We start from the raw sequence: 13,728 nt of genomic DNA, 5'->3' as shown, positions 1-13,728 counted from the left end.
TTTAAAATGAAATGTTGTTTTTATTTTTAATGAACCGGGTAGTTCAAAAATATAAGCGATAACTTAACCCCTAAAATTCTATGGTTTAATGGATAATCAACGGTTTAGGATTTTCAGGAAACTATCTGAAAAATTCATATTTTTATTTTGCTTGAACGATTCAACCGTTTCACTCAGGCGGGCAAATATGCCAGGCTAAATAAGAAGTCAGGAAATTCTTGTGCCCACTCATATTTCATAAAAGGATTGTTTCGATGTCCAATAATGGCTCGTTACCGCTGGTGCTTTGGTATAACCAACTCGGCATGAATGATGTAGACAGGGTGGGGGGGAAAAACGCCTCCCTGGGTGAAATGATTACCAACCTTTCAGGCATGGGCGTTTGTGTGCCGAACGGTTTTGCCACCACCGCCGAGGCGTTTAATCTGTTTCTCGACCAGAGCGGTGTAAACCAGCGCATTTATGAACTGCTGGATAAGACGGACATCGACGATGTGTCGGCGCTTGCTAAAGCTGGCGCGCAAATTCGGCAGTGGATTATCGACACGCCTTTCCAGCCTGAACTGGAAAAAGCGATTCACGATGCCTATGAACAACTTTCCGCCGACGATGCCGAAGCCTCTTTTGCCGTGCGCTCCTCCGCCACCGCAGAAGATATGCCGGACGCCTCGTTTGCCGGGCAGCAAGAAACTTTCCTTAACGTGCAAGGCTATGACGCGGTGCTGGTGGCGGTGAAGCATGTCTTCGCCTCGCTGTTTAACGATCGCGCCATCTCTTATCGCGTACACCAGGGCTACGATCATCGTGGTGTGGCGCTTTCCGCCGGCGTTCAGCGGATGGTTCGCTCCGACCTTGCGTCATCGGGCGTAATGTTCTCAATTGATACCGAATCCGGCTTCGACCAGGTGGTGTTTATCACCTCCGCGTTTGGCTTGGGTGAAATGGTGGTGCAGGGCGCGGTTAACCCGGATGAGTTCTACGTCCACAAGCCGACGCTTGAAGCCGGTAAACCTTCCATCGTGCGTCGTAACATGGGGTCGAAAAAGATCCGTATGGTTTATGCGCCAAGCCTGGAACACGGCAAGCAGGTGCGTATTGAAGATGTGCCGCAGGCCGACCGCGACCGGTTCTCCATCACCCCTGATGAAGTGCAGGAACTGGCTAAGCAGGCGGTGCAGATCGAGAAACACTACGGTCGCCCGATGGATATCGAGTGGGCCAAAGACGGCCATACCGGCAAGCTGTTTATCGTCCAGGCGCGTCCGGAAACCGTGCGTTCTCAGGGCCAGGTCATGGAGCGTTATCAACTGCATTCGCAGGGTAAAATCGTTGCGGAAGGGCGCGCTATCGGCCATCGCATCGGCGCCGGTCCGGTTAAAGTCATTCACGATATCAGCGAAATGAACCGTATCCAGCCCGGCGACGTGCTGGTAACGGACATGACCGACCCGGACTGGGAACCGATCATGAAGAAAGCGGCGGCGATTGTGACCAACCGGGGCGGGCGCACCTGCCACGCGGCGATTATCGCCCGTGAGCTGGGCATCCCGGCGGTGGTCGGCTGTGGCGATGCGACCGAACGCATGCAGGACGATCAGAACGTGACCGTCTCCTGCGCGGAAGGCGATACCGGCTACGTTTATCAGGATCTGCTGGATTTCAGCGTGAAAAGCTCAACGGTCGATACCATGCCGGACTTGCCGCTGAAAATCATGATGAACGTCGGCAACCCCGACCGCGCATTCGACTTCGCCTGTCTGCCGAACGAAGGCGTTGGCCTGGCGCGTCTGGAATTCATCATCAACCGTATGATTGGCGTGCACCCGCGTGCGCTGCTGGAATTTGACCAGCAGGAACCGGCGCTGCAAAACGAAATCCGCGAAATGATGAAGGGCTATGACGACCCGGTAGAATTTTATGTAGGCCGCCTGACAGAAGGGATCGCGACCCTGGGCGCGGCCTTCTGGCCGAAACGCGTAATTGTGCGTCTGTCCGACTTCAAATCTAACGAATACGCCAACCTGGTGGGCGGCGAGCGTTATGAACCGGAAGAGGAAAACCCAATGCTGGGCTTCCGTGGCGCGGGCCGCTACGTGGCAGACAGCTTCCGTGATTGCTTTGCGCTGGAATGCGCCGCGATGAAACGCGTGCGTAACGAAATGGGATTAACCAACGTTGAAGTGATGGTGCCGTTCGTGCGTACCGTTGCGCAGGCAAAAGCCGTGGTGGAAGAACTGGAGCGCCAGGGTCTGAAACGTGGTGAAAACGGTCTGAAAATCATCATGATGTGCGAGATCCCATCCAACGCCCTGCTGGCGGATGAATTCCTGCAGTATTTCGACGGTTTCTCCATCGGCTCCAACGACATGACGCAACTGGCGTTAGGTCTGGATCGCGACTCCGGCGTGGTGTCCGAACTCTTTGATGAGCGTAACGACGCGGTGAAAGCGCTGTTGTCCATGGCAATCAAAGCGGCGAAGAAACAGGGCAAATACGTCGGCATCTGCGGACAGGGCCCGTCGGATCATGAAGACTTTGCCGCCTGGCTGATGGAAGAGGGGATCGACAGCCTGTCCCTGAACCCGGACACCGTGGTGCAAACCTGGCTGAGCCTGGCAGAAATTAACAAGTAAATAAAATGCAAGCGCCTCAGAGATGAGGCGCTTTTTTTTAACGACGGCCCGCTAAATCCTTCACGCCCGTCACCATCGCTTCGCACCAGGCAGCATAATCATGCCCGCTTGACCAGGGGTGAAAGCTGACCTTATAGCCTTTCTCGCGCAGCACTTTCTCAAATTCCAGCGTATTGCGGTAAATCCCACCGTTCGGCCCGTGGCTTTCAAAACGGCCAGCCTGTAGCCAGAACCGCACAGGTTGCTCAGGCAACTGCTGATACTGCCGGGTAAGCCAGCTCGCTTTCTCGCCCTTTGGCGCCCACCAGTACGAACCCGAAAGACTCAGCACATTGCCAAACACTTGCGGATAGCGCAGCGCCACCCAGGACGATGCGATGCCGCCATAGCTGGAACCCGCAACAATAGTCCTCTGTGCCGACGTGGAAATACCCTGGTTTTTCAGCCACGGCATCAGCTCCAGTGCCATGAAATCGGCAAAATCTACGTTTGGCGGAAGCTCTTTCTGGCGGCGTTCGTTATCAAGGCTGTCGATAAATATCACATTAATGGCCAGCAGCGAATGGCGTGCAATCAGGCCGTCCATCACGTTAGCCAGATGGTAGCGATCCTGATAAGTCTTTCCGTCAAACACCAGCAGCGACCAGCGCACCGGCTGGCCTGTGCGTGGACGATAAACCGTCACTTCCCGGCTATTGCCAAGCCTTGTGCTTTCCACCTGGTAGCGAATCAAAGAGCCATTGCGTATCGGCTGGCCGGCTGCCTGCGGCGTGCAATAACGGCTGGCTGTGAGATTCAGCAGCGAATAACGGTTCCAGCGGTCCGCTTTTAATGCCGGACTTGCCAGGGGATTAAGAGGATCGGCCTGCGCCGTTACCAGGATCGCCCGACGCTGGTCACGGGCAGAACCGGCTACTACGGGCACGTCAGGCGCTAATTTATACTGCATCAGCGTATCCGACGGCACCACATAGCTGCGGAACCAGACGTCTGACTGGCCGAGGCGGAACAGGGGATCGTGATCGCCCGCCGGGGAACCAAGAATAAAAGCGTTGCCCCGCGCGCCACGCCACAGGAAAGTCACCCGTTTATGCGTGTCATCCACGTGCTCCACAAGAGGAGTGCCTTCTTCTTGCCTTGCTTGCCAGAATGCGTCCGTAGTGCCGCCGTTCTGTAACGTTTTTAGCAGGGTTTTCAGGACGGGACTAACCGGCTCAAGCATCTGCTCTTTGGGCAACGGTGTGGTTTCGCGGATCTGCCATTTGAAATGCCATCTGGCGCCCGGATCGCCGCGCAAAAGCAGGCTTGATTCACGCTTAACCGGCAGGGCAAACAGCAGGTCATGCTGGCCATCCGCCGGGCCGTTTTCTACCAGCGCTCGCCAGAGATACCCTTTTGCATCCAGCAACTTCGCATCGCGCGCGCCCGCGATTGTTGCGCTGGCGTAGTTTTCTCCCAGCGACGGCAGGGAAAAGCAGATTTCACCGCTGGCATCAAACTTTCCCTCTTGTTCTCCCTGCGTACCGCGTGGCGCGCACGTTGCTGCCATCGCGGAGGCCGAACATAACCCCAACATTAATCCTATCCAGGCTCGATTCATTAGGTTCCATTAGCAATTGTTAAAAAAGTTCAGGAACGCTAATGCAAATAGGAATGATTTGCAATACCATCTCAACCCGTCGTGTTTATGACAAAACGTAACAGTTAATCTCAAAACGATTCATTGAATGTTTTTGCGAAGAGGGGGCGGTAATAAATGCTTTTTAAAAATAATAAGATAACGCAAAGTCTGTGGCTGATGAATATTACCGCGCTGGGCATCAGCGGCGGCGCATGGGCCGAGACAGCGCGCCCGGCTGAAGAGACGATGGTGGTAAGCGGAAAGGTGTCAGAAGAACCCACCGCGCCTTTTAGCGGCATGGTTGCGACCAAAACGCTTTCCGCCACCAAAACGGCGGCGGACCTGATCAAAACGCCGCAGTCCGTTTCGGTAGTCACGCGCGATCAGATGGACGCACAGGACGTTACGTCCGTGTCGCAGGCGCTGCGCTATTCCGCCGGCGTATTCACGGAATATCGCGGGAGTTCTAACCGTAACGATGAAGTGTTCGTGCGTGGCTTCAGCTATGTACCGAAGTATCTTGATGGCCTGAGCTTCGGCGCAACGGCTTCATCGCAAACCGGCACCGTTGACCCATGGTTGCTTGAAAGAGTGGAGCTGGTGCGCGGACCGGCGTTGGTGCTGTTCGGCCAGGTGAATCCGGGCGGACTGATTAGCATGACCAGCAAACGCCCGACAAGCGAAGCCATTCATAAAGTTGAATTCCGCGCCGGCAATAACAATCTTGCCGAAGGCGCGTTCGATTTTGGCGGCCCGTTAAGCGACGATGGCCGCGTGCTTTATCGTTTAAATGGTATTGCCCGCACGCAGGACAACCAGGTTTCTGATTATAAAGAGACGCGCATGGCGGTTGCCCCGGCAATCACCTGGTATCCGAATGACCAGACGCGTTTCACGCTGCTGACCAGCTATCAGAAAGATCCTGACGCGGGCTATCGTAACTTTCTGCCGAAGGCGGGGCTCGTCACCGAAACGTCCGCGGGCTACATTCCACTCGATTTTAACGTCAGCGATCCCAACTACGATCGGTCCTGGCGTGAACAAACGATGGTGGGCTACGAGTTTGAGCATGCCTTTAATGATGTCTTCACTTTCCGTCAGAATGCCCGCTACGCGAAAATCAAACAGAAGTACCGCTATCTTGTTTATGCGACGTCAGTAAACGATTTGACCCTGGCGCGTCGCGCTCAGCATGAAATTCGCGACACCGACGAGTTTGGCATTGATAACCAGCTTGAGGCCCTGTTTGAAACCGGCGACGTTGGGCATACGGTGTTGGGCGGCCTGGATTATAAATCAAGCAACGACAATCAGCAGTTCTGGCGTGGTATGGGCTCTCAGTACGATATCTACTGGCCGAACCCGGTTTATGGCATCAACGTAGATGAAAGCACCTTTAGTCTGGTAACGGATGAGCAGCAGAATCTCGACCAGATGGGGATTTACCTGCAGGATCAGATGAGCTGGAATAACTGGCAACTGCTGCTTTCCGGGCGCTACGACTGGTCGGAAGTGCGCACCACGGACAACCAGAACAGCACTACCGTGCAGCAGAACGACAACAAATTCACCTGGCGTACCGGTTTGCTCTATGCCTTTGATTTTGGCCTCTCGCCATACATTAGCTACAGCACGTCATTTGAACCAAACCTGCAAACCAATCGCGCTCCGGGCGCCGCGCCGTTTGAGCCGACAACCGGTAAGCAAACCGAAGTGGGGCTTAAGTATCAGCCGGTTGAAAATACCTTTATGACGCTTGCGCTCTACGATCTGCGCCAGACCAACGTTTCAACCTACAACAGCAGCCTCGGCTGGTTTGAAAACGCCGGAGAAGTGCGCGCTAAAGGCGTGGAGGCCGAAATCCACTCCACGCTCTTTGACAGCGTTAATCTCATTGGCTCCTGGACTTACACGGATGCAGAAAACGTCAGCACCACGGTGGCGGGAACCGAAGGCAAAACGCCAGCCCGCACCCCGACCCATATGGCTTCTGCCTGGGGCAGTTACACCTTCCAGGGCGGAGCGCTGAAAAACCTGACGGCGGGCGTTGGGATGCGCTATATCGGCACCAGTTACGGCGATGCGCAAAACACGTTTAAGGTGGCGTCCGTTGATCTGTATGACGCGATGCTGCGTTACGAACTGGGGGAGATGAGCAGCGCTCTGAAAGGGGCCGCCGTACAGCTTAACGTTAATAACCTTGCGGACACGAAATATGTCGCTTCCTGTGCTTCGGATTCCGCATGCTTTTACGGCATTGGCCGCACGATGACCGCAACGGTCAGCTATAACTGGTAACGCTTTCGCCATTATCCAGCCCGTCAATTCTGACGGGCTTCTTACTTTTGTCTCACCTGTAGATTTGCACCTCGTCACATTTATCAGAAAAAGCAAAAAATCATAATTTGTCTGGGCAATTCGGCAATTGTTGTCTTTGCGTCAGTTAACCAATACTGAGGGCGGAAAATAAATGCCGTGAGATGTCATGCGGATGGTGGAACTATTTTGTGCCCGACAAAGAAGGTCAAAAATAATGAATGCCTCTTCAGTTCTCAGTACCAAAGATAAAATTGGCTATGGCCTCGGTGATATGGCCAGCGCATTAGTCTGGCAAACCGCTACATTATTCCTCGCTTATTTTTATACCGATGTCTTTGGCTTGCCGGCGGCTATTATGGGCACCATGTTTCTGGTGGTGCGCGTGGTGGATGCTTTTGTCGACCCGTGCATTGGCGCAATGGTCGACCGCACACAGACTAAACACGGCCGGTTCCGTCCGTGGCTTTTGTGGTTCGCGATTCCTTTTGGCGTGAGCTGCCTTATCACTTTTTACGTTCCGGATGTCGGCCCAACGGCAAAAATTATTTATGCCTGCGCCACTTACAGCATTCTTAGCCTGGTTTATTCAGCGATAAACGTGCCTTATTGCGCGATGCCAGGGGCGTTAACGCTTGACCCACGCGAACGGCACTCTATCCAGTCCTGGCGTTTTGCGCTGTCGTTTATTGGCGGGTTGATAGTCACCGTTATCGCGCTGCCGCTGGTCGACTGGTTAGGCAACGGCAATCTGCAAAAAGGTTATTTCTATGCCATGAGTTTAATGGGACTGCTTGGCGTAGGGTTATTTTACTGCTGCTTTGCGATGACCAAAGAACGTTATTCCCCACGTAATGACACTTCAGGTTCTATGGTCGGGGATTTAAAATTACTGGCGAAGAATAGCCAATGGCGAATTGTATTTTTGTTCAATATTTTACTTTTAACCGCCGTGGTAACCCGTGGTTCCGCTACGATGTATTACGTGAAGTATGTTTTATTACGTCCCGATCTGGTTTTTGCTTTTATTGTCTCGGGGATGGTTGCTTCGCTGTTGGGGGCTTTGCTTTCTGAACGCTTGCTCGGGAAATTCGATCGCGTACGGGCATATCAGTGGACCATCGTTAGCTTTGTTATTTTTGGTACGGCGATTTTCTTTATTCCTCCAACGGCCATCTGGTTTATTTTTGGCCTTAATCTGGTATTCAGTTTTATTCAAAATCTCACCACACCGCTGCAGTGGACAATGTTTTCTGACGTGGTGGATTACGAAGAGCATCGCACCGGGCGCCGCCTTGACGGGCTGGTATTTTCTACCGCGTTGTTTGCCATCAAATTTGGCCTGGCGCTCGGCGGCGCGGTTGTGGGCTGGATCCTCGGCATGGTCGATTATCTGCCAAATCAACCCACCCAGTCGGCTTCAGTGCTGAGCACCATCAACGCGTTGTTTACCCTCATTCCTTCGGTGCTGTTTATTGCCATGGCGCTGCTGCTGTTTATCTACAAACTCAACAGCCGCACGGTCTACAGCATTGCCAGCGAACTGGCCGCTAAGCGCCAGGTTCGTGATGACTCACCGTCTCTTGCCCCCGTTACACAGGAGTAATGTATGTCTGCCATTTATAAGGACCCTCATCGCCCGGTTAACGAACGCGTTGCCGATCTCCTCTCACGCATGACGCCGGAAGAAAAGTTCGCGCAGATGCACGCGTACTGGCTGATTTTATCCGGCGACGGCAATCATCGTGAGCGAACCGATTTAAGCGATGAGTTTGCTGGCGTAGCGGAACAGGCGGATCTGGCCGAGCGTTTAAAGCTGGGCATCGGGCAAATTACCCGTCCGTTGGGGACGCACATCGTTGAGGCGAAAGAAGGCGTGCGGGCGGCCAATCGCCTGCAAAAAACGTTAGTCGAAGAGACCCGTCTTGGTATTCCTGCGCTTTTTCATGAAGAGTGTCTGGTGGGCCTGCTTTGCAAAGACGCCACGCTGTTTCCGTCATCGCTAAATTACGGTTCGACCTGGGATCCGGAGTTGATCGAACGCGCTGCCGCCGCGATTGGTAATGAAGCGCGTTCAACCGGTTGCCATCAGGGGCTGGCCCCGGTGCTTGACGTTTCGCGAGACGTGCGTTGGGGCCGGACGGAAGAAACCTTCGGCGAAGACCCGTGGCTGGTGGGCATGATGGCCACGCACTATGTTAAAGGCCTGCAGGGTAAAAATCGCGACCTGCTGGCGACGCTTAAACATTATGTCGGTCATTCGTTTAGCGAAGGCGCGCGTAACCATGCTCCTGTGCATCTCGGCTTTTGCGAACTGAACGATACCTTCCTGCTGCCGTTTGAAATGGCGGTGAAGCTGGCCAATGCTGGCTCCGTGATGCCTGCATATCATGATATTGATAATCAGCCGGGGCATTCAGACGAGTTTCTGCTGACCACCGTGCTGCGCGAACAGTGGGGGTTCGATGGCTTGATTGTCGCGGATTACGGCGGCGTAAGCCTGCTCCATCAACATCATGGCGTTTCGCATGATGCGGCTGAGTCGGCAGCCCTGGCGTTTAACGCGGGTCTGGACGTCGAACTGCCGAAAGATGACTGCGCCCGCCACCTGGCGCAGGCCGTCGAACGCGGTTTAATCACCATGGAAAAAATCGATGAAATCGTCGCGCGCGTGCTGAAAGAGAAATTCCGCCTTGGCCTGTTTGAACATCCTTATGCCGATGAAAACAAGATTGAGCTGCAGAGTGAATCCACCGTGCGGATCGCGCGTGAAGTGGCGACCCGGTCAATCACGCTTCTGGAAAATGACGGCACGTTGCCGCTGAAAGGTAAACCGCGTGTGGCGGTGATAGGGCCCACGGCGGACGACCCGCTGGCGCTGCTTAGCGGCTACAGCTTCCCGGTGCATCTCATTATCAGCGACATGCTGGAGCAAACCTCACAGGTCGTCACGCCGCTTGAAGCATTACGCGAACAGCTTGGCAGCGATAACGTTCGCTATGCCAAAGGCTGCCACATTATTGAAAAACGCATGGCCGGCGCGCCGGTATTCCCCGGTGACAGCGGCGGTAAACCCATGCAACAGTCGCCGGTTTCTTTCGACACCAGCCTGATTCCCGAAGCGCTGCAGATAGCGGAGCAAAGCGATGTTGTGGTGCTGTGCGTGGGAGATTTGGCTGGCCTGTTCCAGAGCGGCACGGTGGGTGAAGGTTCCGATACGGATAACCTTATGCTGCCAGGCGTGCAGCAGCAATTGCTGGAGGAACTGTTAGCCACGGGTAAACCGGTTGTCGTGGTAATGACCGGAGGTCGTCCTTACAACCTGGGCGGTCAGGAAGATAAGGTTGCCGCATTGCTGATGGCCTGGGCGCCGGGGCAGGAGGGCGGGCACGCCATCGCAGACGTGCTGACCGGACAGGCAGAGCCCGAAGGACGGCTGGTGGTATCCGTTCCGAAAAGCGCAGGCGCCATGCCTTATTACTACAATCACAAGCTGAAAAGCGGCGGCACGCCGTTTGCCTTCCACTTCGGCTCACGCTATCCGTTTGGCTACGGCAAAACATGGACAACGTTCGAATACGGCACGTTGAAACTGGCGACTGCCACGGTTGAAAATCAGGGCGGTGAAGTTAGTGCCAGCATCTCCGTAACAAATAACGGTTCTGCTGCGGGCAGCGAGGTGGTGCAGCTTTATATTCACGATAAAGTGGCTTCGATGGTGCGCCCGGTTCAGGAATTAAAAGCTTTCCAGCGCGTGCATCTTAAGCCTGGGGAAACTGCTGTGCTGACGTTCACTGTCCCAACCGATATGCTTAATTTCACGCGCCGTGACGGGCAACGTGTAGTCGAACCGGGGGAATTTGAGGTACAAATTGGGGCATCTAGCGGGGATATCCGCAGCCGTGGCATTGTGACGGTGAAGGGTGATACGCGGATTATAAAGGGAAACTGGCGGATGGTCGGCCACTGTGAAATGAAGCTGTGATTTCAGTCGGGTGTTGCTGGCGCTTACCCGACCTACATAATCATTCAATGGCTCGGAGGCGCTGGCGCTTTATCCTATCGTTCGTTCAATATGTAGGGTGGATAAGCGCCAGCGCCATCCACCAGATTATATTGATAGCTGTACAGGCAGGCATGACCTTTAATAATCAATGCCGATCTGCGCTTTCACTCCCGCATCAAACGCATGTTTCACCGGGCGTAGCTCGCTGACCGTATCGGCAATCTCCAGAATGTCCCGGTGGCAGCCGCGGCCGGTGATAATTACCGTTTGATTAGCAGGGCGCTGCTGGAGCGCGTCCAGCACTTCCTGAAGCGGCAGATAATCGTAGGCGACCATGTAAGTGATTTCATCAAGGATCACCAAATCCAGCGAGCTGTCCGCCAGCATGCGTCTGGCGTGTTGCCAGACGGCGAGGCACGCCTGGGTATCCGTTTCGCGGTTCTGGGTCTCCCAGGTAAAGCCTGTCGCCATTACCTGAAACTCCACGCCGTGCGGTTCCAGTAAATTTCGCTCGCCATTAGGCCACTGACCTTTAATGAACTGAATGACGCCAACTTTTTTGCCGTGTCCTATAGCGCGGGTGACGGTGCCGAACGCAGCCGTGGTTTTACCTTTCCCGTTGCCGGTGAACACAATCAAAATGCCGCGCTCTTCCTGGGCCGCCTCAATGCGGGCATCAACTTTTTCTTTCTGGCGCTGGGCCCGCTGTTGGTAACGATCGTCGCTCATTCGGAAATTCCTGGTTTACGGTTAGGCTGAGCGTCAAAGCTCATGCCGGTTTTGCGACGGCTGTCATCGCCCATCAGCCACAGATAAAGCGGCATCAAATCACGCGGCGTTTTGAGCTTTTGCGGGTCTTCCGTTGGAAAAGCGCTGGCCCGCATTGCGGTGCGGGTGCCGCCCGGATTGATACAGTTTACGCGCAGATTTTGTTGCTTATATTCTTCCGCCAGCACCTGCATCATGCCTTCGGTAGCAAACTTCGATGCTGCGTAAGCTCCCCAACCGGCCCGGCCCTGGCGACCAACGCTTGAGCTGGTGAAGACCAGTGAACCGGCATCAGACTTAAGCAGAAGAGGCAACAGCGCCTGGGTAAGGAAGAAGGTGGCGTTGACATTAACCTGCATGACGTTCTGCCAGGTTTGCGGATCCTGCTGCGCCATTGGCGCCACGTCGCCGAGCATGCCGGCATTGTGAAGAACGCCGTCAAGGCGCGGCACCAGGCCTGTAAGTTTCTGCGCCAGATGCTCGCAATCCTGCGGCGTGGCGGTGAGTAAATCCAGAGTAAACCAGTGCGGCGTGCCGCCATATAAATGATTTAATTCCTGCGCCACGGCGCGAAGTTTGTCTTCGTTGCGCCCAAGCAGAATAACGCTGGCGCCATAGCGTGCATACGTCAGCGCTGCTTCGCGGCCGATGCCGTCGCTGGCGCCGGTGACCAGAATAATGCGGTTTTGCAGCAGATCGGTTTTCGGTTGGTAATGCAAAATTCACTCCTCGCGCGATGCATAGAGGTGCTCACGTCTTATTTCTCGTGGTTTTTGGTACACAAGGCTTTATGCCTGAAAGGGAGGGGTATTTCAATCAGCCATCAGGAGACATTATTCCTGATTAACATTTTGCAAAAGTTTCGCGACTTTAAATTCATTCGGGAAGCCATCCCGCAGCGTATATAGTTGCATGCAGACGTGAAGGGTGCGCTCGGGTACACTTCACCACAGGATTAATGCACTGAAATAAAGGCGGAATACGTGGATTTTATTGCGAATTATGGATTGTTTCTGGCCAAAATTGTCACGGTTGTCGTCGCGATCGCGGCCATTGCCACTATTGTGGTGAACGTAGCTCAACGCAAAAAGCACCAGCGCGGCGAACTGCGCCTGACGAATTTAAGCGAACAGTATCAGGAGATGCGCGAAGAGATGCAGGCGGCGCGTCTTGACGAACATCAGCAAAAGCTGTGGCATAAAGGCCAAAAGAAGAAACACAAACTTGAGGCAAAACAGGCTAAAGCGCGTGCTAAACGGGGCGAAACGGTCAGTTCTGACAAACCGACGCTCTATGTTCTGGATTTTAAAGGCAGTATGGACGCCCATGAGGTCACTTCTCTGCGCGAAGAAATCACGGCGGTACTGGCCGTTATTAAGCCTGAAGATGAGGTTCTGCTGCGTTTAGAAAGCCCGGGCGGCGTAGTGCATGGTTATGGACTTGCGGCATCGCAGTTGCAGCGCCTGCGCGAGAACAACGTTCGCCTGACGGTTGCCGTTGATAAAGTTGCGGCCAGCGGAGGTTATATGATGGCCTGCGTCGCGGATCGTATCGTTGCCGCTCCGTTTTCTATTATTGGCTCCATCGGCGTGGTGGCGCAGGTGCCGAACTTCCATCGTCTGTTAAAACGCAATGATATCGATGTTGAACTGCACACCGCTGGGCAGTACAAACGCACCCTGACGCTGTTTGGTGAAAACACCGAGCAGGGCCGCGAAAAATTCCGCGAAGACCTGAACGAAACGCATCTTCTCTTTAAGCGCTTTGTGCATGAAATGCGTCCTGCGCTGGATATTGATGCAGTTGCTACCGGTGAACACTGGTACGGTCTGCAGGCAAAAGATAAGGGGCTGGTGGATGATGTCAGCACCAGCGACGATTTGCTTATTGGCCTGATGAAAAACCACGAAGTTATTGGCGTACGCTTCGCTCAGCATAAAAAGATAATGGATCGATTTACAGGGAGCGCGGCAAACAGTCTCGACCGCCTGTTGCTGCGTTGGTGGCAGCGCGGCGAAAAACCGCTATTGTGAATAAAAGGTAAAAGCGAGGCCGCAGGCCTCGCTTTCAGATTGATGGCAAACTTAGTCCTGCAGGTGATATTTCTCGGACAGGACATGAGCGAGGTGCTTGAACATATTAAATACCGCCGTACTTTTCGGGGTAGGTAAACCTTGTTCATCAAGGAAATACTCGCCGCGAAACACCAGCACGCCATTCTTTTGCTCAACGCCTGTGGCTTTCATGCCATGGATAAAATCTTCGTGATCGCGAATGATTTTATTGGCCTCAATAAGAAGCGTTTCACGGTCGATAGGCTGAGTTGTAGATTGCATGTTGTCTCCTCCAGAAAAACTGGCGCTAGTGTACGTCCACATGACAGT

The 13,728-nt window shown here is 54.0% G+C and carries 9 protein-coding genes; 5 read left to right on the top strand and 4 right to left on the bottom strand.

Annotation, left to right across the window (positions count from 1 at the left end; all coding sequences use genetic code 11):
- The first annotated feature begins 254 nt into the window (after positions 1-254).
- Positions 255-2,633 carry a phosphoenolpyruvate synthase gene (gene ppsA / locus MUA00_RS20030; RefSeq protein ID WP_271124749.1) on the top strand — a complete coding sequence of 793 codons (2,379 nt, stop codon included), beginning with the start codon at positions 255-257 and terminating at the stop codon, positions 2,631-2,633.
- A gap of 37 nt (positions 2,634-2,670) precedes the next feature.
- Here ppsA and MUA00_RS20025 read toward each other — a convergent pair whose 3' ends face one another.
- Entirely contained in the window at positions 2,671-4,233 is a 1,563-nt protein-coding gene (locus tag MUA00_RS20025; RefSeq protein WP_271124748.1) for an alpha/beta hydrolase-fold protein, read from the bottom strand.
- 156 nt (positions 4,234-4,389) lie between these two features.
- On the opposite strand from MUA00_RS20025, the gene MUA00_RS20020 reads away from it, so the two are divergent.
- From MUA00_RS20020 to MUA00_RS20010, 3 genes are all read left to right on the top strand, one after another.
- Complete coding sequence (locus tag MUA00_RS20020; RefSeq protein ID WP_408639728.1) at positions 4,390-6,552, top strand: TonB-dependent siderophore receptor; 2,163 nt, start codon at positions 4,390-4,392, stop codon at positions 6,550-6,552.
- A 235-nt stretch (positions 6,553-6,787) separates the two neighbouring features.
- A complete protein-coding gene (locus MUA00_RS20015; RefSeq protein ID WP_271124747.1) occupies positions 6,788-8,176 on the top strand; it encodes an MFS transporter in 1,389 nt (462 codons plus the stop codon).
- A gap of 3 nt (positions 8,177-8,179) precedes the next feature.
- A complete protein-coding gene (locus tag MUA00_RS20010; RefSeq protein WP_271124746.1) occupies positions 8,180-10,555 on the top strand; it encodes a glycoside hydrolase family 3 N-terminal domain-containing protein in 2,376 nt (791 codons plus the stop codon).
- 159 nt (positions 10,556-10,714) lie between these two features.
- Here MUA00_RS20010 and cobO read toward each other — a convergent pair whose 3' ends face one another.
- Together cobO and MUA00_RS20000 are read right to left on the bottom strand one after the other, a co-directional pair.
- Positions 10,715-11,305 (bottom strand): cob(I)yrinic acid a,c-diamide adenosyltransferase, encoded by a 591-nt coding sequence (cobO, locus tag MUA00_RS20005; RefSeq protein ID WP_271124745.1) that lies wholly within the window; start codon positions 11,303-11,305, stop codon positions 10,715-10,717.
- Complete coding sequence (locus MUA00_RS20000) at positions 11,302-12,063, bottom strand: YciK family oxidoreductase (protein WP_271124744.1); 762 nt, start codon at positions 12,061-12,063, stop codon at positions 11,302-11,304. Before MUA00_RS20000 ends, cobO begins: the two co-directional genes overlap by 4 nt.
- 264 nt (positions 12,064-12,327) lie before the next feature.
- Here MUA00_RS20000 and sohB point away from each other — a divergent pair, with 264 nt between their 5' ends.
- Complete coding sequence (sohB, locus tag MUA00_RS19995; protein ID WP_271124743.1) at positions 12,328-13,377, top strand: protease SohB; 1,050 nt, start codon at positions 12,328-12,330, stop codon at positions 13,375-13,377.
- A 51-nt stretch (positions 13,378-13,428) separates the two neighbouring features.
- On the opposite strand, the gene MUA00_RS19990 is transcribed toward sohB, so the two are convergent.
- Positions 13,429-13,680, bottom strand: coding sequence for a YciN family protein (locus MUA00_RS19990; protein WP_271124742.1), 252 nt, complete (start codon positions 13,678-13,680; stop codon positions 13,429-13,431).
- Positions 13,681-13,728 lie beyond the last annotated feature (48 nt).

The organism is Dryocola boscaweniae, from assembly GCF_025215095.1.
In the GTDB taxonomy this organism is placed as follows: domain Bacteria; phylum Pseudomonadota; class Gammaproteobacteria; order Enterobacterales; family Enterobacteriaceae; genus Dryocola; species Dryocola boscaweniae.
This window is presented reverse-complemented; position numbering and strand designations above follow the sequence as displayed.